This is a genomic window from Clostridium pasteurianum (genome assembly GCF_001705235.1).
Lineage (GTDB): Bacteria > Bacillota > Clostridia > Clostridiales > Clostridiaceae > Clostridium_S > Clostridium_S pasteurianum_A.
In genome coordinates this window covers 169,212-191,413 of the sequence record NZ_MCGV01000002.1, presented here as the reverse complement: position 1 = coordinate 191,413, position 22,202 = coordinate 169,212, and the positions used below count along the sequence as shown (strand labels likewise).

Annotated in this window: 23 protein-coding genes and 4 pseudogenes; 12 read left to right on the top strand and 15 right to left on the bottom strand. The window is 31.3% G+C overall.

Annotated elements, in window-relative coordinates; all coding sequences use genetic code 11:
• The 4 pseudogenes from BEE63_RS22385 to BEE63_RS21020 form a co-directional block, all read right to left on the bottom strand.
• Window positions 1-397, bottom strand: a pseudogene (locus BEE63_RS22385) (Rpn family recombination-promoting nuclease/putative transposase); the annotation flags it as partial.
• An 8-nt stretch (window positions 398-405) separates the two neighbouring features.
• A pseudogene (locus tag BEE63_RS22380) lies at window positions 406-911 on the bottom strand (Rpn family recombination-promoting nuclease/putative transposase).
• A gap of 314 nt (window positions 912-1,225) precedes the next feature.
• A pseudogene (locus BEE63_RS21025) lies at window positions 1,226-1,433 on the bottom strand (helix-turn-helix transcriptional regulator).
• 66 nt (window positions 1,434-1,499) lie between these two features.
• Window positions 1,500-1,709: pseudogene (locus BEE63_RS21020) on the bottom strand (DUF6442 family protein); the annotation flags it as partial.
• A 382-nt stretch (window positions 1,710-2,091) separates the two neighbouring features.
• Here BEE63_RS21020 and BEE63_RS22485 point away from each other — a divergent pair.
• The 8 genes from BEE63_RS22485 to BEE63_RS20990 all read left to right on the top strand — a co-directional run bounded on the left by BEE63_RS22485 (window position 2,092) and on the right by BEE63_RS20990 (window position 7,865).
• Window positions 2,092-2,274 carry a hypothetical protein gene (locus BEE63_RS22485; protein ID WP_347464805.1) on the top strand — a complete coding sequence of 61 codons (183 nt, stop codon included), beginning with the start codon at window positions 2,092-2,094 and terminating at the stop codon, window positions 2,272-2,274.
• Window positions 2,217-2,735 carry an AraC family transcriptional regulator gene (locus BEE63_RS22480; protein WP_347464804.1) on the top strand — a complete coding sequence of 173 codons (519 nt, stop codon included), beginning with the start codon at window positions 2,217-2,219 and terminating at the stop codon, window positions 2,733-2,735. The genes BEE63_RS22485 and BEE63_RS22480 overlap by 58 nt, the downstream gene beginning before the upstream one ends.
• Entirely contained in the window at window positions 2,732-2,965 is a 234-nt protein-coding gene (locus tag BEE63_RS22475) for a GyrI-like domain-containing protein (RefSeq protein WP_347464802.1), read from the top strand. The genes BEE63_RS22480 and BEE63_RS22475 overlap by 4 nt, the downstream gene beginning before the upstream one ends.
• A complete protein-coding gene (locus tag BEE63_RS21010; protein WP_066023457.1) occupies window positions 2,966-3,424 on the top strand; it encodes a GyrI-like domain-containing protein in 459 nt (152 codons plus the stop codon). It begins immediately after the preceding gene.
• Between the two features lies 1 nt (window position 3,425).
• Window positions 3,426-4,355 carry an ABC transporter ATP-binding protein gene (locus tag BEE63_RS21005; RefSeq protein ID WP_066023456.1) on the top strand — a complete coding sequence of 310 codons (930 nt, stop codon included), beginning with the start codon at window positions 3,426-3,428 and terminating at the stop codon, window positions 4,353-4,355.
• Entirely contained in the window at window positions 4,339-5,115 is a 777-nt protein-coding gene (locus tag BEE63_RS21000; RefSeq protein WP_347464801.1) for an ABC transporter permease, read from the top strand. The genes BEE63_RS21005 and BEE63_RS21000 overlap by 17 nt, the downstream gene beginning before the upstream one ends.
• Window positions 5,116-5,370: 255 nt before the next feature.
• Window positions 5,371-7,356, top strand: coding sequence for a YgiQ family radical SAM protein (locus BEE63_RS20995; protein ID WP_066023454.1), 1,986 nt, complete (start codon window positions 5,371-5,373; stop codon window positions 7,354-7,356).
• Window positions 7,357-7,532: 176 nt separating this feature from the next.
• Window positions 7,533-7,865, top strand: a complete 333-nt coding sequence (locus BEE63_RS20990) for a bacteriocin immunity protein (protein WP_066023453.1) — start codon at window positions 7,533-7,535, stop codon at window positions 7,863-7,865.
• Window position 7,866: 1 nt separating this feature from the next.
• On the opposite strand, the gene BEE63_RS20985 is transcribed toward BEE63_RS20990, so the two are convergent.
• The 7 genes from BEE63_RS20985 to BEE63_RS20955 all read right to left on the bottom strand — a co-directional run bounded on the left by BEE63_RS20985 (window position 7,867) and on the right by BEE63_RS20955 (window position 13,032).
• Window positions 7,867-8,139 (bottom strand): hypothetical protein, encoded by a 273-nt coding sequence (locus BEE63_RS20985; protein ID WP_066023452.1) that lies wholly within the window; start codon window positions 8,137-8,139, stop codon window positions 7,867-7,869.
• A 252-nt stretch (window positions 8,140-8,391) separates the two neighbouring features.
• Window positions 8,392-8,670: a hypothetical protein gene (locus BEE63_RS20980; protein ID WP_066023451.1), complete on the bottom strand. Its 279-nt coding sequence runs from the start codon at window positions 8,668-8,670 to the stop codon at window positions 8,392-8,394.
• 326 nt (window positions 8,671-8,996) lie between these two features.
• Window positions 8,997-9,263: a hypothetical protein gene (locus tag BEE63_RS20975; protein WP_066023450.1), complete on the bottom strand. Its 267-nt coding sequence runs from the start codon at window positions 9,261-9,263 to the stop codon at window positions 8,997-8,999.
• Window positions 9,264-9,275: 12 nt separating this feature from the next.
• Window positions 9,276-9,677, bottom strand: coding sequence for a cytochrome b5 domain-containing protein (locus tag BEE63_RS20970; protein ID WP_066023449.1), 402 nt, complete (start codon window positions 9,675-9,677; stop codon window positions 9,276-9,278).
• A 16-nt stretch (window positions 9,678-9,693) separates the two neighbouring features.
• Complete coding sequence (locus tag BEE63_RS20965; protein ID WP_242875002.1) at window positions 9,694-10,134, bottom strand: hydrogenase maturation protease; 441 nt, start codon at window positions 10,132-10,134, stop codon at window positions 9,694-9,696.
• Window positions 10,131-11,546, bottom strand: coding sequence for a nickel-dependent hydrogenase large subunit (locus tag BEE63_RS20960; RefSeq protein ID WP_066023448.1), 1,416 nt, complete (start codon window positions 11,544-11,546; stop codon window positions 10,131-10,133). The genes BEE63_RS20965 and BEE63_RS20960 overlap by 4 nt, the downstream gene beginning before the upstream one ends.
• Before the next feature lie 610 nt (window positions 11,547-12,156).
• Window positions 12,157-13,032 carry a hydrogenase small subunit gene (locus tag BEE63_RS20955; RefSeq protein WP_066023447.1) on the bottom strand — a complete coding sequence of 292 codons (876 nt, stop codon included), beginning with the start codon at window positions 13,030-13,032 and terminating at the stop codon, window positions 12,157-12,159.
• Window positions 13,033-13,315: 283 nt separating this feature from the next.
• Between BEE63_RS20955 and BEE63_RS20950 the strand changes: the two genes are divergently transcribed.
• The 3 genes from BEE63_RS20950 (at window position 13,316) to BEE63_RS20940 (ending at window position 15,764) form a co-directional block, all read left to right on the top strand.
• The gene (locus tag BEE63_RS20950; protein WP_066023446.1) at window positions 13,316-14,608 is read left to right on the top strand and encodes a methyl-accepting chemotaxis protein; all 1,293 of its coding nucleotides are present in this window, start codon (window positions 13,316-13,318) and stop codon (window positions 14,606-14,608) included.
• Window positions 14,609-14,730: 122 nt separating this feature from the next.
• Window positions 14,731-15,351 carry a sugar nucleotide-binding protein gene (locus BEE63_RS21315; RefSeq protein WP_081312681.1) on the top strand — a complete coding sequence of 207 codons (621 nt, stop codon included), beginning with the start codon at window positions 14,731-14,733 and terminating at the stop codon, window positions 15,349-15,351.
• Window positions 15,352-15,434: 83 nt separating this feature from the next.
• Window positions 15,435-15,764 carry a bacteriocin immunity protein gene (locus tag BEE63_RS20940; RefSeq protein ID WP_066023444.1) on the top strand — a complete coding sequence of 110 codons (330 nt, stop codon included), beginning with the start codon at window positions 15,435-15,437 and terminating at the stop codon, window positions 15,762-15,764.
• 72 nt (window positions 15,765-15,836) lie between these two features.
• Here the strand turns inward: BEE63_RS20940 and BEE63_RS20935 are convergent, their stop codons facing one another.
• The 3 genes from BEE63_RS20935 to BEE63_RS21310 all read right to left on the bottom strand — a co-directional run bounded on the left by BEE63_RS20935 (window position 15,837) and on the right by BEE63_RS21310 (window position 19,096).
• Window positions 15,837-17,231: a Na+/H+ antiporter NhaC family protein gene (locus BEE63_RS20935; RefSeq protein WP_242875001.1), complete on the bottom strand. Its 1,395-nt coding sequence runs from the start codon at window positions 17,229-17,231 to the stop codon at window positions 15,837-15,839.
• 154 nt (window positions 17,232-17,385) lie between these two features.
• Window positions 17,386-18,492 (bottom strand): S-layer protein, encoded by a 1,107-nt coding sequence (locus tag BEE63_RS20930; protein WP_242874999.1) that lies wholly within the window; start codon window positions 18,490-18,492, stop codon window positions 17,386-17,388.
• The gene (locus BEE63_RS21310) at window positions 18,473-19,096 is read right to left on the bottom strand and encodes a septal ring lytic transglycosylase RlpA family protein (RefSeq protein WP_081312680.1); all 624 of its coding nucleotides are present in this window, start codon (window positions 19,094-19,096) and stop codon (window positions 18,473-18,475) included. Before BEE63_RS21310 ends, BEE63_RS20930 begins: the two co-directional genes overlap by 20 nt.
• A 418-nt stretch (window positions 19,097-19,514) precedes the next feature.
• On the opposite strand from BEE63_RS21310, the gene BEE63_RS20920 reads away from it, so the two are divergent.
• The gene (locus BEE63_RS20920) at window positions 19,515-20,228 is read left to right on the top strand and encodes a hypothetical protein (RefSeq protein ID WP_066023443.1); all 714 of its coding nucleotides are present in this window, start codon (window positions 19,515-19,517) and stop codon (window positions 20,226-20,228) included.
• A 420-nt stretch (window positions 20,229-20,648) separates the two neighbouring features.
• Here the strand turns inward: BEE63_RS20920 and BEE63_RS20915 are convergent, their stop codons facing one another.
• Entirely contained in the window at window positions 20,649-22,058 is a 1,410-nt protein-coding gene (locus tag BEE63_RS20915) for a glycoside hydrolase family 1 protein (protein WP_066023442.1), read from the bottom strand.
• Window positions 22,059-22,202: the final 144 nt, after the last annotated feature.

Genomic DNA, 22,202 nt, shown 5'->3' with positions numbered 1-22,202 from the left:
TTTTTAATTCAAGTATTTCTTCCTTCGTAAGCTCAGTAATATCAACAATATCCTCAAGGCTATCTCCACGTTTTAGCATCTTTTCTGCTATTTTCACTGCTCTTTCCGATGCTCCCTTAGTTATCCCTTTATCCATTCCTTGAGCTATTCCTTGTGCTATCCCTTGAGCTATTCCCTGAGCTATTCCTTGCGCTATCCCTTGAGCTATTCCTTCTTCTCTAGCAGTTTTTAGTCTAGTCATCTGGTCATGGATTTCTGCTTCTCTTGCTTCATATGCCATTCTTGATTTTTCGTCTTTACTTATTATTTGAAGTTTATCATAAGCTTCTTTTATATCCTTATTTTTTGATGCCAGCATTTCCATTACCTCCTTTGACTTTGCTCCTATAAATTCCATCCACTGAATTACTGCTGTATTCTCATCTTTTTTACGTCTTTTTTATCGAGTTTTGGAAGTTCTAAATAGTGTATTTCAAGTATATCTGTAAGTCTATATCCTGTTTCATCTTCTGTTACATGATAACTTGTATGAATTTTGTTTAATGGTATACACTCAAAATCTACTATATTTATGGTTATACATTTTTTAAGCTTGTCATAAGTATCTCCAGATTTTATTTGTGATGTATACATTTTGACCAGTAAAAAGTGGTTCTTTCAGCCATATAGTCCGTTGATAGTACCTGAATTTCTATATCTATTTCTTTTTTGTCTTTTGTTTTCGCTCTTACATCTAGAATACCTTTTTTATCTTCTGCAAATTGTCTTGGCAGTTCATTATTTATTATTTTTAAATCATTGAGTTCCTCTTTAGATATATTTAATATGGAGCTTAATAGTGATTGCAGTAAAGCTATGTTATTGGAATCTCCAAACAAAAGCTTAAATGCAAAATCTACTTTTGGAGACATTATAAAATTGTCATCGTAAATTTCAGATCTTCTAGTTTTTCTAGCCACTTAATCATCTCCTATAAAGCGTTTCGATTCAATTATTAAGTTATACATTTTAAGCTCTATAATTAAGCTTTAACCCGTTTTTCCAATTATATTCACTTAATTCTATTTTATCAGAAAATACACTTACATGAAAGTAAATCTATATTGTTTACGCCCAAAATTCCGTAGGTACGGAGGAATTTTTCCTTACCTTACTCCTAAAGCGAATTAACAGTGATTTATAGGATTTTTTAATGTTCCAAATCACTTTTAATTCGCATCTCATGTTAGTCGAAGTAAAATAACTCTTCAAATTTCTTATCCAGTGCTGTGCATATAATAAGAGCGAGCTTAGCTGTGGGACAAAACTGCCCGTTCTATGGAGCTTATGGTCTGGCGTGACACACCTACCAGCTTTGCTAGAGCATCCTGTGATAAATTCTTTTCGGCTCTTGCCACTTTTAATCTGTTTTTTAGTATTAATTCATCTTTCATGCCATTACATCCCCATTAAAAAGCTTACTGTATCTATAATAGCTACTAATCCTCCAGAAATAGCTGTTACAAGAAATATTTTTTGTGAAGTTTTACAAATTGATATCCCGCAGCAACAGCAATATTAGCAAAAATAATAGCACTCATATCTTGACTTGGCATTCTTCTGAAAATCTTATATATTAAGAAAATTGCAGCTAAACTTGTAACTACTGATGCTCCATACATGTACGCCTTATCTTCAATACTCTTTTCCATTTCATCAACACCAGAATTGCGGCTTTTTTTCTAAAATTTCCTCTTTAGTCATATTAAACTCCCTCCTCATACTTTGTAATTTTAATATATCATTTTATTTATATTGTGTCAAGTAAACTTGTCAAATTTATATTAAAACTTGTCATTATAATAATAACACTTTGCAGTAATGTTCAACCACTTTACTCATATTATAAACGTGAAAAATTAGTAGATTTTCCGAAGCAAAGCTACGGAAAACCATCCTTCATTCTTAATTTTTCAAAGCTTACTGTACCTATAATCGCTTCTAGCCCTACACACAGCACTTTCTAATAAAAATAAGTTTACAAAAACATGACATCAAAAGAGAGGATTAATAATTTTTATTGTGCTAAACTTTTACACAAAGAGGGAAGTGATGAAATTGAAGTGGCTAAAACAACTAAGCCTTGCAATACAGTATATAGAAGACAATTTAACTAAGGATATTTCATATGATGAAGCTGCCAAAATAGCTTGCTGCTCAAATATTATTTTCAGCGCATGTTTTCCTACATTACAGGTATATCTTTATCAGAATATATACGCAGAAGGCGCATGACAGAAGCAGCTTTTGATTTGCAGAGTGGTAATAAAAAAGTAATGGATATAGGTCTAAAATACAGCTACAAATCGCCAACAGCCTTTAACCGTGCATTTCAAAGTGTTCATGGTGTTTCTCCAACTGCTGCACGTATACACGGGACGCCATTAACTTCTTATCCACCCATAAGTTTTTCAATATCAATTACAGGAAGTGAAAATATGAATTATAAAATTGAAACAAAAAAAGCAATGAGAGTTGTTGGAGTTAGAACTGCCCTTCAAGAGGACATGGACGAAAACCAGAAAATTGCTCCTGCCTTCTGGGATAAAATGCTTAAAAATACACTGTTTTGTGACATATGTAACCTTACAAACAAGGAACCAAATGGAATTCTAGGTATCACCTCTTATAAAGACCCGCAGAACATTTATTACTACATTGGAGCTCCAACAGATAAACCTGTACCAAAAGCATGATTGAACTTGAAATACCTGCTGCCACCTGGGTAGTATTCCAATGTAATGGACGTTTTAAGGAATCAGTTCAAAGCATATTTAAAAAATTTCTTACAGAATGGCTTCCATTCTCGGGCTATGAATACGCAGAACTTCCCGATATAGAGGTGTATCCTATTAACTCCAAAGAAACCAAAAGTGGACATATTGAAGTCTGGATAGCAATAAAAAAAGAAAGAAGTGAAAAGTAAATGGATTATAAAATTGAAATTAAAGATATTGAACCTATAAGAGTAGCATTTATGAAGTATAAAGGGATTGTCACTAATGCAAATAAGGTATTTCCAAATGTTTTTAAATCCATACATGGCAAAGTAAATGGAGCGCCTTTTTTCTGCTATTATACTATGAATCCAAAAACTAAAATGGGCGAATTAGAATTATGTGTTCCTACTGCTGAATCGCCAAATACAAACGGCATTATGGTGAAGGAAATGCCTCGAATAAAAGCGGTCTGCGCTACTCACATTGGTCCTTATGGGAATATGAATCTTGCATATGAAGCAATTAATGAGTATGCACGTGAAAATAATCTTACTCTCCAACCACCATTTCGTGAAGTTTATATAAAAGGTCCTGGAATGCTTTTAAAAGGCAACCCAAAAAAGTACATTACAGAAATTATATTTCCTATTAAAGAGGAGGACTAAAATGCTGGCAATTGAAATTAATAATCTCTTTAAGCAATATAAAAACGGCGTTAAGGCCTTGGATAATCTAAGCTTAACAGTAAACTGCGGTGAAATATTTTCTTTACTTGGTCCTAACGGTGCAGGTAAATCCTCACTTATTAATATTCTTACAACTTTTTGCAAGCCAACCTCCGGTAAGGTAACTATGCTGGGAAAGGACTTATGTAAATATCCTTCCTGGATTCGAAAACAAATTGCCTGTGCCGCACAGAATGTTTCTATTGATGATCATCTATCCCTTATGGAAAATATGATGTTTCAAAGCAGGCTTTATAAGGTTAATAATGCAGAAGCAAAAAAGAGAACAGATTCCCTAATTGAAAACTTCGGACTATCTCAATATTTAAAATATCCTGTGGCTTCTTATTCTGGCGGCATAAAACGGAGACTAGACATTGCAATGAATATGGTATCCATGCCTAAAATACTATTTTTAGATGAACCAACAGTAGGTATGGATATTATATCCCGAAAAGCCATGTGGAGAATTATACAAAAAATTAGAGATGATTTTAAAACAACTATTTTCCTAACCACCCATTATCTTGAGGAAGCTGATAAGCTAAGCGATACAATTTGTATTATGAAAGAAGGACATGAATTAATACATGGTACTCCTGAGAATTTAAAGCAGTACATCAAGCAAAATATGTTTCGAATTGGTTTCTCTAATAAGGAAATGGCAAAAAGCTATGCAAAAATGCTAAAATATTCATCCATAAATATCAGGGAAAATTCAATTTTTATAGATAATGAAGATAATGAAGAAACTTTTAAAGATATCAATAAGTGGCTTTTAGAAAAAAACATTCCCTTTGAAGCTCTTGAAATTGTACATCCAAGTCTTGAAGATGTATTCCTAAAGTTAACTAATGCAGAAAGAAGGTAACACTATGGACACAATGAATATTTTATGGCGCAATATAAAATGGCGCTTCCAAAATCCTATTTCCATTTTACTTACCATAATACAGCCCCTTATTTGGCTGATACTATACAGTTCGATTGCAAATGAGTCCATGCAGAATATATCAAAAGAAAACTATACTTCATTTATTTTACCTGGAATCATGGTGCTTGTTACACTAGGCTCATGCTGCAGCAGTGGTTATATCAATTTTATTATGAAATCTAAAGGCAGCTTTTATAGAATACTGATAGCACCTGTAAAACGAAGCTCTATTGTCTTAGGGCAAATGCTTGAAGCAGTTTTAGTTTCATTTATTGAAGCCGCCATAATGCTCGTATTATCCTTACTAATGTCAGTACACATTGCATCTGGATTTATTGGACTGCTTCTAATGATTCCCCTAATTTTTATTACCGCATTCTTTATGTCTGGATTATGCTATGCAATCAGTTTAAGCTTGCCAAATGAAATTATTTATGAAACACTTATGAATCTCATTGTACTATCTGTTTTCTTTGCCAGTACAGCACTATTCCCCATAAATAGCATCTCAGGAGGTCTAAAAGTTGCAGTACTGCTCAATCCCTTTACTCATATTATAAATTGCCTTAGAAGTTTAATTTTAGGTACATCTATAAATTGGAAAAGCATATTATCTGTGCTTGGCTTATTTACATGCCTTTGCTGCTTAAGTTTCACACTGGCGCTTTATAAATTAAAAAAAGAAATGAAAAATTAAGAATGATTGTAACTTTTCTCCGTTTCACTCCGAAAAACTTTTAAACTTATAACTGCACCCATTTACCGAAGGCAAATGTTCCTTTATAAGTTAGTAGATTTTCTAGAGCAGAGCGGAGGAAAATCCTCCTTCATTCTTAATTCTTCTTTCTTAATTCTTAATTTCTTTTAATGTATTTGTAAACTAATTATTGTTGTGTTAAGATACTTTAGTAATAGAAGAATTTAAAGCATATTAAAGAATTGGGGTTAATATATGAAACTTTGCAAGGAATTTTTACCTATTAATAAAGAAGACTTAAAAAAAAGAAATATTGATGAGCTAGATTTTATTATTGTTTCAGGTGATGCATATGTAGATCATCCTTCCTTTGGAACTGCTATTATAGGTAGAACACTTGAATCACAAGGCTTTACTGTTGGAATCATAGCTCAGCCCGACTGGCACAGCTGTGATGACTTTAAAAGACTTGGCAAACCTAAATATGGATTTTTAGTTAACTCAGGAAATATAGATTCTATGGTTAATCACTATACCGCTGCAAAGAAAACAAGGCATGAAGATTTATACTCTCCCGGCGGCGAAGCAGGTCATAGACCAGACAGAGCTGTTATTGTTTACTGCAATAGAATACGTGAAGCCTATAAGGATACAGCCATTGCAATTGGAGGAATAGAAGCAAGTCTTAGGCGTTTTGCCCACTATGATTATTGGGATAATAAAGTGCGCCGCAGCATTCTTGTGGATTCAAAAGCTGATTTACTAATGTACGGCATGGGTGAAAAAACCGTTGTACAAATTGCAGACTTATTAAAATATGGCGATAATATAAAAAATATTACTACTGTTCGTGGAACCTGTTACTTAACACATGATATATCTAACATTAAAGATGCTGTCACAGTTCCATCCTTTGAAGATGTATCAACTGATAAAAATGCCTATGGAGAAGCTTACAAATTAGAATATTATGAGCAGGATTCTATAAATGGAAGAACCATAATTCAAAAGCACGGTGATAGATATTTGGTTCAAAATCCACCTCAAGAAAATTTGACACAGGAAGAAATGGATATAACCTATAACCTTCCATATACTAGAACCTACCATCCAATATATGAAGCTAAAGGCGGAATACCTGCAATAAAAGAAGTTAGATTTTCAATAACGAGCCATAGGGGCTGCTTCGGTTCATGTTCCTTTTGCGCATTAACTTTCCATCAAGGAAGAGTTATTCAAAATAGAAGCCAGGAATCAATAATCGATGAAGCAAAGCTTTTAACTACTTTACCTGATTTTAAGGGATATATTCACGATGTTGGAGGTCCTACTGCAAACTTCAGGCATAGAGCCTGCAAAAAGCAAATAAAGTACGGAACCTGCAAAAATAGACAGTGTATGTTTCCTGAACCTTGTAAAAACTTAATAATAGATCACACTGAATATCTTTCACTATTAAAAAAGGTTAGAAAACTTCCCGGTGTAAAGAAAGTATTTATTCGTTCAGGTATTAGATATGACTACTTAATACATGATAAAAATGATGCATTCTTTAAAGAATTATGTGAACATCATATTAGCGGCCAGTTAAAGGTTGCTCCAGAGCACGTTGTTCCAAGAGTATTAAACCAAATGGGTAAGCCTACAAGAGAAATTTACGATAGATTTGTAAATAAATATTTTCAAATAAATAAAAAGTTAGATAAAAAACAATTTTTAGTTCCTTATTTAATGTCTTCTCACCCTGGCTCTGATTTAAATGCTGCCATAGAGCTTGCATTATACATAAAAGAAATGGGATATACACCAGAGCAGGTACAGGATTTCTACCCAACCCCTGGAAGTTTGTCAACTACTATGTATTACACTGGTTTTAATCCTATAACTGGCGAAAAAGTTTATGTTCCAAAAACGCAGGAAGAAAAAGCAATGCAAAGAGCCTTAATACAGTTTGCTGTACCTAAAAATTATCAAAAGGTTAAAAAGGCTTTAATAAAAGCTCATAGAGAAGACTTAATTGGTAATGACAAGGGCTGTTTAATAGGATTTGCTCCAAAAAAGCTAGGCTATCAAGGAAAGCATAATAAAAATACTGCTAAAAAAGTAAGTGAGCATGAGGGTAAAAATGATAATGCAACTTCAAATAGAAAGTCTAAATATCAATCAAATGGTAAGTTAAGTAATTCAAGAAATAATAAGCCTTCACGTAAGAATGGAAATAAAAAAAGAAGAGTTCATTAAGGAATATATAATAATATGGAATTAGCCAGGTAATATTAGATCAACCTATCGCCTGGCGTTTTTATGTGGAAATTAAAATTAACTTTTTTTCGCAAAACAAAGCCCCAATTTACGTTGAACTTTAATCAATATTGGGATATAATTCATAATAATAGAAGATAAGGGGGAAATGGTAAATGAAAAATAAAAAAGATGAACAAACAGCAATTGGCCTATTTAATACTCTTAAAAACTTGCTTTTAGAAAAGAATTCTGTGGATAATAGGTACTCCCAAGTCCTAGACATTTTAAATATTGCAATTGAACGAGTTGCAAAAGGAAAACAAACACCTGAGCTGGAGGCGCGATCAGTATTTCGAAACATTTGCACAATGTGCCTTGTAGACAAAATAAAATTAAATTCTGAAGAAGCTGAGATTCTCCAGAAGATAAGTCATTTCTCACACTCTAAGGGAATTTGGGGAGAAATGAATACTTTAAATATCTCAAATATGTGGCTTAGTAAATAATTTAAAAAAGAGCTAATGCTTCTTTACTAGAAACATTGACTCTTATCATTGTGTACTCTATTTTCAATAATTTACCTGTCTCCTCATTAACCTCAATTTCCGGCAGTATGCTCTTAGGTCCTATCCTATCTACTTTAGAGCTCAAAGTAGGTGTCTCCTCCGCACTTTCAAGTTCTTCCTCCATAGCACCTAATGCTCCTACACCCCTAAAGCCTGTTTCAGCATTGATCGAAACATCCTGTGCGCAATTATAACTATCCCACTGCATTCCCATATATTGCGCGTCAATAATTTCTTTCAGTTGTGTTTTCTCACTATGATCCCCTGTTATAAAATCTGCTATGTTATCAAAAATATCCTTTTTAGCAGGTTTGTTTTCCCAGTTATCATCGTCATCGCCTGTAAGTTCATCTACTTCTTTTAATACTTCATCTGCTTCTTTCGTATCTTTATCTAATCCACTATACCTTAAAATCTCCTCATTCAGTTACGCATTTTATTTCCTGCCTATGTTGTATATTTCTCCTTATTTCTGCGTAACCTTTAAGAGCTCATGTGATACATTTTTAATATCTAATTCTACAATTTTTAGCATACTAGAAAGTTCAGAAGTCTCTCTTGCAATCCTCATAACACTATTTATCATAGAACTATTATTATTATCCCTGCCATCTAAACACACTGAATTAATATTCCTAATTAGAATATTCTTAATTCTGTCAACATCATTACTATATGTATTCATAGAACTTGCTACTTTTTTTAATTGATCCGCTTTAAGCATGTCCATACCAATATCGTCCACTTACTTTTGCCTTCTTTCTAGCAATTTATATATTATATATTACTACTTTTTATATGTATCTTCCACTTTTTTCTGTGTTTTTTCATATTAAACTAAATTTTATTTTAAACTTATTGAATATGAAAATTTTAATTAATTCTTAATATCTAACAATTATAGGCTACAAAATAATAAAAATACTAAGAAATTTTAATAACTCGCTGAAAAAAAGCTCAAAAAAATTAAGATTAGTATCTTCCACATTCAGGGTTTTAATTTAAGTCGTAACATTAACCCTAAGTATTAATACCAGTATTAATACTTAGGGTTAATGTTTTATAAAAATTTTAAGATTGACCTTCAGAAGCCTCGCCTTCTATCCTCCTTATAATGGCAATTTGTTCCGGCAAATCTTCAATTTTAACTGTAACCTTAATGTTATCATCCACTAAATCTTCATTGTAATTTTTAAGATATTCACTTAAATTATTTGAATTAACATGGCTTCTATCATTTACAGCCACTATAACTTCACTTATTTTTGAAATATTCTCTTTTTTGCAGCTTTCTTTAAGGCTCTCAGATATTTTACTGAACAATATTGTATCGTGCATAAGTAATCCTCCTCACTTTTTCATAATTCCTACTTGAGGCAAGATTTTTAATATAGCCTCAGAATTTTTATGGCAACCGTTGAATTCCGCCGTTAAGTCTTTTCCCGAATATATTCCAAAGTGTGTACCTCCGCCCCATGCAGGATTTAGGCTTACATCATATACAATTCCATTTACAGCCACATAAGCAGGTTTCCCGCCTTCGCCGTTGTAATTTGCAAGTTCTTCAAGGGTAAATTCCTTTTGGGTTTGTCTGAAACTGTTATTCATGATCTTATGAGATTTTCTAATGTCTTCCCGTATTAAAGCTCTATAGTAATTTTTAGCATATGGACAAGCTGTTCTTACCATGCATTTTTTATGATAATTAATTCTTCTTTGAAGTTCATAAAGTTCTTTATTTATAAAATACATTTTTCACCTCCAAAACTTAAGAGACTCTAGCCAATATTTCTCTTAAAACTTTCTGTGAAATGGTATGAATTCTTTTATTAAGATAGTCACTTAAGCCACATTTAATGCTAACATGCTCTATTTCAATTCCTACAACATATCCCTTAACATTTTTAAAATACACCCTCAATAAATCCACTATATTTATGTCATGCTGCATATAATACTTTCTAGTTCTATACTCTGACAATTCTGTTACCGTTATAGCTCCCGGCTCTTTACCGTAATAAACAGCATCTATAAAAAATACAAAATCTCCTTCTTCAATTTTAGATATGCAGTACTCAAGATCCGTTTCTCCAATTACCGTTTCTATATTGCGCTTTGAGAGTTCCCCTCTAATTTCCTTTAAAACCTCAATACCTACGCCATCATCCTCCATTAATGTGCTGCCAATTGCAATAACCTTAAACTTCACACTATAACCTTCACACAAGTAGGCTCGTACTTATCACTTATAAGATGAGTAGCACATGATACGCATGGATCAAAGGAACGCATAATTCTTCCAATTTCTATTGGTTCTTTTACATCTTTTAGCTTAGTTCCTATTAATGCTTTTTCTCCAACACCAGGATTTCCATTATCACTCTTAGTTCCCAGATTCCAAACTGTTGGAGTTATTATGTTGTAATATTTTATAATCCTGTTTTCTATCTTAATCCAGTGTCCTAAAGCACCTCTTGTTGTATCTGTAAGTCCGGCGCCAAAGGCATTATCTGGAATAGTGTACACCTTCTGATTATTAGCTTCAGGTTTAATTCTCTCCGCAAGCTTTTCCATTATGCCTATTATCTTTTTAGTCTCAAGTACCCTTGCAGCGTTTCTATCCATGCAGGAACTGCCACCCTTGTACTCTCCTGCAAGTATTAATCTAGCTAATGGTCCAACCTCCATTTGATAACCATTGTAATTAGGAGATTTTATAAAGCTGTAAGCATCTTTTTTATTCAAATCAATATCGTCCCTGCTTTCCTCCGCTGGCTTTTCATTTTCCTTATCACTTACATACCAGCTATGAAGTATATTTTCCGTTATTTTATTGGCATCAAAATTCTCCCTTTTGCCATCAATAGAAACAGACGGTTTCACGTAGCTTATTTCAGGATCAAGATAATTATCAAAAATACCAAAAGACATAAAATTATTATATGAACCACCTATTTTAAAATAATCGCTATAATATTTAGCTATGTCATTCATATCCTCCTGCATGGTACTATCTATAAAACTCTTTAACTTTGCTATTATGGATTTAACTTTTATTAGTTTGTAGGCATCTATGTTAACCGTAACTCCTCCAACAAAAATACCATGAGAGTGTGGTGCTTTACCGCCCAGAACAGCTAGTCCTTCATGTGCCAATCTGCTGTATTCTGTGCTTTTTAAAACATGATCGCTTAATTTTTCATTTAAATTTTGTGGAAGTCTATAATCACTGTATTGATCCGTATAAAGTGGGCTTATTTTAGGTAATTTAACATAACTTGGTAGTGTTAAATTGTAGAACTGTCTTAGGTGATTCTGCATAAATTCAAAGCCGTGCATTAAATCTCTTATATATAAGTCGTTTTGAGAAACTTTAATTTTCAAAGCATCTTCTAGTGCCAGAGTAGATGCCGTTGCATGAGCTGTAGAACATATCCCACAAATTCTTTCAGTAAAATATACGGAATCTAAGGGTTGTCTGGTTTTAAGCATTTTTTCAAAACCTCTAAAGAGAAGACCGCTGGTTTCTGCATTTGTAATTGTATTTTCTGTAACTTGAACCTTAGTTTCTAGAAATCCACTTATCCTCGTTATAGGATCTACTGTAATAGTTTTTTTCATAGGAACCTCCTAAAAATTAATTAATATTACGAATTAACATTGATTTGTAACATTAAAAAAAATTCTATAAATCTTATCATAACTGGGGTTTGGGTCATATTGTATTACCGATAATAGTTAATATATTACTGTAAATATAAAGATATATTATATCTTGTAAAGAAGAGTAATGGGATTTCACCCAAATCCCAAAAATGATAATTATCTTTCTTAACTATAAATAGGCACTTTTTACATTATCACCAACAACTCCATATAAGCATTTCTTAAATTGTCCAAACCTCGTGTAATCTAGAGAGTGCCTGTATTGGGTTAAGAAGGATAATGGGCAGAGCCCAAACCTCGTATATGATAATATTCATTAGAGTTTTTTTAAATCGTCACTTCATCAATGTTAATTCGCTTTTGGAGTAAAACAAGTAAAAAATTCCTCCGTACCTACGGAATTTTAGATATAAATAGTCAAGTTACTCTGATATCTATATTATTTGATCTTTAAATAGGTTAATATATTATTTTTCGCAGGGAACCGGAGAAAAATTTACCTTGCTTTTGTTCTAAGCGAAGTAATAATATTTTGGGAACGATTTAAATACTATTGCTTCGCAAATTAGTATCTAACAAAGGGTTCCATGCCATCTGGAAATCTTGAATTTGCACACCCAATACAGTTTGTATTGTCTCCAATAGGCCAATTTACATAACCATTCCACTTTCTTCTTGGACAATCTGTTCTTGTCACAGGTCCTCGGCAGCCAAGCTTGAACATGCAACCTTCTTCCCCAAACTTCTTTGCAAAAATTCTTCTGTCAAAGAAACCACGTCTTGTACAATTATCATGAATGGTAGTTCCGTAAAACAAAACAGGTCTATTTTCACTGTCAAGCTGCATCTTCCCAAAAGCTGTTAACTGGGCAAGAGTTCCAACTACCCAATCCGGATGGCATGGACACCCCGGTAGATTTATAACCTCCCGCTTTAATACCTCTGATACACTTTTACTTAATGACGGATTAGGCTTTGCAGCAGATATTCCTCCAAAAGATGCACAAGTTCCAACTGCCAGAACATATTTCGCTTTTTCTCCTGCCATTTTTACTGCCTCAAGAGCTGTTACAAGCTTCCCATTATAATTTGCCACTATATTATACATGCCATTTTCTTTTGTGGACACAGCTCCATCTACAAGAAGTATAAATTCCGTGTTTAAAGTATCTAAAAAAATTTTAAAGGCAGCTTCTCCTTCCGATGCCATCAAAGTATTGTTATAAGTTAAATTGATAAGCTCTGTTAAAATATAATTCAAACCAGGATTTTCACTGTTTAAAAATGAAATTATGTTTCCAGAGCAGCCTGTAACTTCAAGCCATATAGCATTTAACTTCTTTATCTGCCTATTTTTAAGCATATCTGAAGCTTCTTTTATAAGTGTCTTTGCCGTTAGTTCCTTCTCTTTAGTCATAGGGCATTTACTTTTTCTTTTCATAACATATCTCCATAACCTTCTGTATATTAAAACTTATTCTAAACCATCAAAAAATATACTGATAACACTTTCTGTGATTTTGACTAACCTTTTTATGCTTGCAAGATTTTAGTATTAAGAAATCATTTTTTGTCGAAATAAGTAATTTTATTCCTTGAAATGTTATAAAATATACATTATAATTAATTTAATAAATAAACTAATGGTTAGAAATAATTCCTATTATTACAAATAGCCTTTAGTTATCTACATAATACACAAGTCTTGGGAGGAATAATAATATATGGCCTTAAAAAATGAATCAGTGAGTAATGAGAATGGTATAAAAGCTAATAGCAGTCAAGCACAAGTTGCATCTGAAAAGCTAAATAAAATCAAATCTTGTAATCAGCAAACAATTTTAGATGTTAACAATCTTCTGCAATTTATGACAAACCTTGATTATGTTAAAGATATGCTTCATGATGCGAGCGAACAAGCTTCCATGATTGAATCTGTAGCATCCAGTAGTGAAGAACTTGCTACTTCAACTGAAGATATATCTAACTTTGTGCAGACATCTAGTACCACAACAAATGAAGCAATAAAAGAAACAGATGATAGCTTAAAAAATATTAATAATACATTTGATGAATTAGAAGATAACATTAACGAAATAAATGTTATAAAAACTACTATGTTAGATGTAACTGAAGAAACGAAAAAAATTAACAGCTTAATTGGTGTTATAAAATCTGTGGCAAATAAAACAAATATGCTATCTTTAAATGCTTCTATAGAGGCTGCAAGAGCTGGTGAACACGGAAAAGGATTTGCAGTTGTAGCTAATGAAATAAAAAAACTTGCTGAAAATACTAAAGAGCAAGTTAGTTCTATAGAAAGTATTGTAAGTGGTCTAAATGAAAAAATATTTAATACTTCATCAGAAATTGACCTTGTTATCGATAAATTCAGTACTTCTAAAGATTCTATTAATAATGCATCTAGTGGAATAAAATCTATTACATCTGCTATGAATACCGTTGGTGATAGCTTTACTTCAATTTCAGCCAACATTGAAGAGCAGACTGCTACTACACAAGAAATGTCTTCAAATCTGCAATTTATTAATGAAAAATCAACAAGGATTAGAGAAGAAACTAATCGTACAGGAAAATCTTTCTTTGATATATCACTTAAAATAGATGAAATTAGATTAAGAACTCTTGCAAACTCAGAAGAAGTTGATAACGATACAATGATTGAATTAAGTATTACAGATCACTTAATGTGGAAATGGCGTGTATATAATCTTATTTTAGGTTATATAAAATTTGAAACTTCTAATGTTGGAGACTCTCACAGCTGCAGATTGGGAAAATGGCTAGATACTTTGGATTATAATAATCCAGACACAAAATGCATTATTGATAACATTAAAGAACCTCACTCAAATATTCATAACCTTGCAAAACAAGCAGTTACTGAATATAATGCAGGAAATATAAAAGCTTGCGAAAACATTTTAGAGGAAATCGATAAAGATTCTAAAATCGTTATAAACTGTTTAAATGAATTAAAAGTAAAAATGAAATAACAATGCTGAAGGAACATAAAAAAACTCTATAAATCTAAGATAAAAAAGTCCTAAAATTCTAAGAATTTTAGCATTTTTTTATCAAGATTTATTAGAGTTTTTTTTTTAATCATTCCTTCAGCATTGTTATTTCATGTATACAAGGTGATTTTAATGATCAATATAAAAATCATGTACAAATAGCAAAATATTTAAGTGAAATAAACGGAAAGCTATATTTTTGTTCTACCTCAAACGTTTTTGATGGAGACCCAACTAAAGTACATTATGAAAATGATGTTTGTTGTCCAGAAAGTGATTATGGTAAATTTAAATATAATTGTGAAAATGCTTTAAGAAAAATATTAAATGATAATTTATGTATTATTAGATTGCCTGCAATTTGGGGTAAAAATTCTAAAAGATTAAATAACCTTAAGGATATGCTTGAAAGCGGAAAAGATATTGAGGTATATTGTAATTTGTTTAGAACCACTAATACAGATATTATGCTAGCAAAACAAATAAATTATATAGTTACTAATAATTTAAATGGTATATTTCATTTAGGTTCCATTGATGTAATAAACTATTATGATTTTATATCAAAGCTTATAATAAAGCTTGGATACAAAAATAAAAAGATTAATAAAATTAGATTGCCTGAAGAAAAATATTTTTTAGCACTCGGGTCTATTAGGAATGAACTACCCAATTATCTTAAAATCTCCAATAGTAATGTAATTAATTATTTAGCATCTTAGTATAGATGTAATTATGGTATTTTTATTGTACATTGACGTTAAATTGATCTTTAGATATAATTTGTCTTAAAGGAGGTGCTGCAGTGGCAAATTGGGCAACATATACAGAAATTAATAACTCTAAAGACTTAGTACATTCTTTATATAATAGTATTTCACAATCAAAACAAAATAATTTTGATGATATTAAAGAAGTACTATTAAAAGTTTATGTAAAGCTAGATTTATCTGATGAAGAAAATGTTCCTTTGATAAATAGATTGGTTAACTATATATATTTTACAGCTTATACAGGAAAATTACATTTTTCACCTAATGAAGAGAATATTATAAAAAAGTTAGCTGGGATAGGTAAATGTGCTGGTTTAAATGGCGTATATCGTTCAGATTATGGAGATAAATCTCAATTTTAAATAAACCAAACAACTTAAAAAAATTAAGAAATTAAGAATAGCGGAAAATCATCATTCATTCTTAATTTCTTTTTATACAAGTCCCGCTGCCAAATATGCTGCCGCAGTTATAATAACGCCACCCAGTAAATACGGAAAAGTAGTAGTTAAATGCCTACCATATGATATATCAGCCATCTGCGCCGCAAGAGGTGAGATCACATCAGCAACTGCACCACCAGACCAAACCGTTCCCACCATAATAGGTATATTTATCCCCAACTTCAAAGAAAAATTTATTGCTATAGGCATCATTAGTGCCCAGGTTGCCCAGGATGATCCTATGGAATAAGCTACAATCCCAGTTATTAAAAACATAACTCCTGGCATTAAAAATTTAGGAATATTTCTCACAAGAACTGCATTTATTAATTTATTAAGGCCTAAATCTTGAGTGACAGAAGTTAATGCCCAGCTCAGCACTAGCACCATAACAAGTGAAAGTACCTTTTCTCCTCCACTTATAATGTGAGCCTGAATTTCCGCCAGGCTAATTCTTTGATGCATATAGTATAATGAGGTTAAAAATATGGTAAGTATAAGACCTGAAAATATTGAAACATTGAATTTAGCATAGGTCAGAGCCTCAAGAAAACCTGAAGTTCTATCTTTACCTGTCCACCAGAAGAAAAACACAGTGCTCGTAAGCAGTATTATAACTGGCACAATTAAATTCCTGCTATTTTTAGGGTATTCATCAATGATTCTATTATTTAATTCTTCTTTTTCAATATGTGCCTTAGTGAATTCAACTTTATTTTCCTTAACCTTTCCTATTTGAAACTTTCCAAATCCCAATCCAAATAAAGTTATTCCAATACCAATAAATAGCATAACCCACGGAAAGAAATTAAAAAATATACTCTTAAGAAAAATTCTATATGCCTTACCTGCCATGCCCTTGTTTTTTATATTATTTTCCACAAGCGTTACCATATATCCTAGATATGAAGTTGCAATAGGTATGAGCAAGATAAGCTGGGTGCTTGTAACTGACAGTATAAATGCCAGCTTTTCCTGAGAACCCTTTACTCTTTTTAGTGCAGGTGTCAAAACCGTACCCACTGCAATAGTATGGAAGGAACTGTGAAAGAAGGTTATTGCACTTAAAAGCCATGCCCATCCTAAAACTCCCTTTTCGCTTTTTATCCATTTCCCTATTTTTTCACTGAAACCTGAAATTCCTCCTGCCATCTGTATAAGCTCAGCAAGAGACCCAAAAGCAATGAAGAATGACAGAGTATATGCACTTTCTTTATCTGACACTGCCTTCATCGCGTATTCACCCACAGCAGTAATACCACCAATAAGTCCTTTACTTATAAGGGTTCCTGCTAAAACTCCTGCAAATAGAGACACTATTAATTTTTTAGTCTTAAAGGTTAAAACTATTGTAATTATAGCAGGTATTAATGATAACCATATCAATGGAGGTACCCCCTTTAATTAGATACCGTTAGTATGTACAGATGGAAATTATATATTCAGAAATCTTTCAGGAATCTAGAATTGATAATAATGCGTAGAAATAACCTGAACGATCACTCTAATTAATGGTGGTTCAGGTTACTTTTCATTACTCTTATTTTAAATATTTAATGTTTAAGTCAAAAACCAAACTTGGTAATGTCGGCTTAAAAACATCTTTTATTTTTTTTGAATTCATGTTATAACTAAATACATCTGTTGGATAACACGATATTCCACCTATATTGGTTGATTTACTGTTTCTATGTACGCCAGTAAAATATATAAGTTTTTTATTTTTAGATATTACAGCTAAAGATGGATGTGCAATTTTCGTGGCGACTGAACTTTTCATATGCTCTAACATATCATCTGTCAATATTACATTTAATTTTCCTGTATCTAATGATATTTCATAAATTCCAAATCCAGAATTACCATTTATATCACAGCCACTTACTATTATTTCATTTTGATTATAACCATATGAAATAGATTGCACTAATGACGCTTGTATTTCATAAATTTTTCTTAAATTTTTTCCATTAAGATCTGTTTCAAATATGTTATGGGTTATAGACTGATCCTTTCCATTATTTTCATTCCACTTTTTTAATCTTAATGAACTAGAATCAGTTGACATTATTAATTTATTATTCCCAATATTAAAAGCATCCAATTCCATATCTTTATCATTAGTATCTAATATATCATGTGATTTTTTTTTAATATTTACTTTTTCTATTTTAGCTTGTTTTTCCTTGGAATAAGTTAAAAAATATGCACAATCATTATTTGCAAATTTAGGCTGTGATTTTCCAAATTTATTATCAGTAAGCTTACAAGTTTTATTGCTAACAAGATCATGTAAATAAATTTGCCAAGGATCATTATCATTCAATGCATCTGCATAAACTATTTTAGAGCCATCATTACTTAAATCTCCAGTAACTGCTATATTTTTATCCTTTATTAAATGCTCCTTATTTTCATTATTAACATTTAAATATAAAATATTTGCTTTGTTTTTATTAGAAAATGTAGATATAACAAGACCATTTTGAGATACTTTAATTGTATTATTTTCAAAAGTTTTATTTAAATTACTGCAACCACTTAATAAAAATGATAAAAGACTTACTACTACAATAAGCCTTTTATGAGTAATTGTAATAGTAAGTTTTTTTAATTTCATATCTATTTTACCAGGTAATTTCACCATAGAATATGCCATCATCTAAGTTTGCAACTTTTGAAAATGATTCCTGTGACATATCTAAAATTCTTCCTCTTACATATGGTCCTCTATCTAATATTCTAACTCTAGTTGAACTCCAACTCCTATTTTCATTATAAACAGTTACTGATGTATAAAATGGAAGAGTTTTATGTGCAGCACCATCAGAAGCTGCTGATCCAGAAGCTGTACCACCTGACCATATATCATACCATGATACATATCCTTGTTGACTACCGGATGACCTATCTTTAAAATTACTTTTAATTCCTTTGCTTTCACTTGATCCGCCAACAACAATTGGTGTACCCAAAGCATCATAAGTCACAGTAGTATTAGCTTCAATATTAGGAAGTTCACTTGATACAGCATTATTATCTTTTATTGCTGCTTTAACATCATTTTTAGTAACACCTTTTTTTAGAACTTTCATGTTCTTATTAGAATCATATTGTATTACTGTTCCTGGATTCATATGTGCCGGTATTTTTTTTGCAGTAACAATATTGCTACTTGCAAAAACTGCAGTGGATTGAGTTACACATAATAAAGTAGCTAAACAAGCAATAGTAGATTTGATTTTTTTCATAAAATCCCTTCTCACCAAAAAAAATTATTAACTTATAAAATTTATAAATTAATTTGATAACATTATAACATTTAATTTCATATATGTAAATACATACCATTTTGTGCATATTTTAATAACTATATTTTTAAAATATAATTCAAAGATTTAACACTTAGTTTTATTTATAGTAGTATGATATAATACTAATACTTGACCCCAATATTATATATAGGGTCAATATTTATATACAGTTTAATCTGTGATATTAATATATAATACTGATACTAAATATTAATACTATATGCTGATTAAAAAGAAAGGGTTACATACAAAACAGTCCTAAATACAATAATTAAAAGTGTTTTTAATAAAATGCATTAATTTTAAAATTAGTTGGTACACTAATTTTAAAATACAGAAAGGAAACAACTTTAATATGAAAAAACTACTAACTAGAGTTTCAATTTTATTAGCAATTTCAATCTTATTAACTGGATATTATAATAACAAAATTACTAAAGCCATATCAGTAAGGGCAAAACAAAATAACTCAGTAAAATATAACATACTGCAAAAAAAATATCAGGTTAACAATAATGGTAAAAATATAACTATAAAATATCCTCAAATTAGCGGTCTAAGCAGTGCAGCTTTGCAGAAATGTGTAAATAATTTAATCAAAAATAGAGCCTTAGAAGTATTGTCCAGATTTTCAGGCAATACAAAATATACTATAACCGTAGAAAACAACATATCTCTAAGTACAGAAAAGATTTTAAGCATTAAGTATACAGGTTTATTTTCTTCGCCAGATACAGCCTACCCAACTAACTTATTCTATACATCAAATATAAACTTAACAAATTGTAAAGAATTATCATTAAAAAGCATTGTACGTTTAGATAAGAATTTTATAGATACTTTAAAGAATTCAGGTACAATCGTAAATAGTTCTTCTGAATCTAAAGAGCTTTTAGCTTCACAAAAATACATATTAAATAACATTAGTATTGATACTTTAAATCTTAAATCCTCATATTTCTACTTAACAAATGATTCTATTGGAATAAGCATAGAAGTACCTCATGCTTTAGGTGATCATATGGAAATTGAAATGACATATAAAAATGCAGAACTAATTAAATTTTAAAATTTAACCCCAATACTAAATATATATTCTAGTATTTATATTTAGTTTAAACTACATGGTTAATATATGGGGTTATGTCTAATTGTAACCCTTAATATTATATTTTAACCCTAATACTAAATATATAATCTAGTACTTATACTTAATATAAATTATAAGTCTAATATATAATACTATTACTATATATTAACCCTATAGTATTACTTTCCATCTAAATTCATGTGGTTATCATACTAAAAATTATTAATTTTTCTTTCTTAATTTTTAATTTCTTTTCTATGTTTTAGTATTGATACTTAGTTAAAACTACAGGGTTTATATATAATATCAATACTAAGTACTAATTTTTAGTGTAACTCTACATATTAAAATAAAAGGAAAGGGTTGTCATCAGCCCTTTCCTTTTATTTTCACAGCTTATTAAAGATCTTTCCCGTTATTTTCAATGGTCTTTTTATACCAATAGAAGCTGTCCTTTTTATATCTCTTTAAATCTTTTAAATCAAATTCATCACGGTTTACATACACAAAACCATATCTCTTTGTTATTCCCTCATGAGTTGAAACAAGATCAATAGCACTCCATGGTGAATATCCGAAAACTTCAACACCATCAGTTAGAGCTTCCTTTATTTGATGTAAGTGTTCCTTATAATATTCAATTCTGTAATCATCATGAACAGTATCATCTTCTAACTTATCGTAAGCTCCAAGACCATTTTCAGTTATTATAACTGGAAGGTGATATCTGTCATAGACTTCTCTTAAAGTTACTCTGAAACCAACAGGATCTATTTCCCAACCAAATTGTGTTTTCTTAAGATTTGGATTTGAAACTCCCTGGAATACTCCTGGATCTTTAACTGCACTCTGCTGATCTCCAGTAGAAGCTTTTACATTTTTATCATCATTATTGGCTTCAACTGTAGCTGTATTGTAATAATTAAAAGCTATAAAATCAGGATTTGCACCTTTAAGAGCCTCCATATCACCCTCCAATATTTCAGGAGTAGCGTTTCTTTCTTCAAGATACGCCCAAGCTGTTGGGTTATACCTTCCAAACACAGCCATATCAAGATAAATCCAGTTTCTTATAGCCGAAAAATTCTGCGCTGCAATATAGTCCTCTGGTTTTGATGAAGCAGGATAAATTGAACATATATTAGGTGCAGGTCCTATTTTACTATTAGGGCACATCTCATGACACAATTTCATTGCCTTCGCCTGTGCAATTAACATATGGTGATTCTCCTGATATATTTCCTTTAAAGCGTTACCAGCATTTCCACTCTTAGTTCCAATAACAGCTCCATGAAGAATCATCATGTTCTGTTCATTGATTGTGAGCCAGTACTTTACCTTTGATCCGTATTCCTTAAAAATTACTTTGCTAAATTTAAGAAAAGCATCTATAGTAGCCCTATTTTTCCAGCCACCTTTTTTCTCTAGTGCCCATGGAAGATCAAAGTGATACATGGTTACAATTGGCTCTATGTTATTTTTAAGGCAGGCATCAATTAATTTATGATAAAATTCCACGCCTTCCTTATTTACTTCTCCATCACCATCAGGAATAATACGTGTCCAAGCAATTGAAAATCTATATGCTTTAAGTCCCATTTCACCTAAAAGACCTATATCTTCTTCAACATGATGATAATGATCACTAGCTACTTTAAAATCAGTGGTACCTTCTGGAAGATCCTCTTTTGTATCCTGAACAGAAGGTCCCTTTCCAGCTTCATTCCATGCTCCCTCAATCTGATAAGCGCTTGTTGATGCACTCCATAAAAAATTCTTTGGAAAATCCTTTAACTTACTGTGTCGCATTTAACATCCCTCCGCAAAATTATTTACTACATTATTTATATCATATAATAATAGGATATCACTCTTATGGAAACCATTTCAACCATGAATTTATTAACTATGGATTTATTTGTATTGTCAAATAAATTCCACACATCACAATTA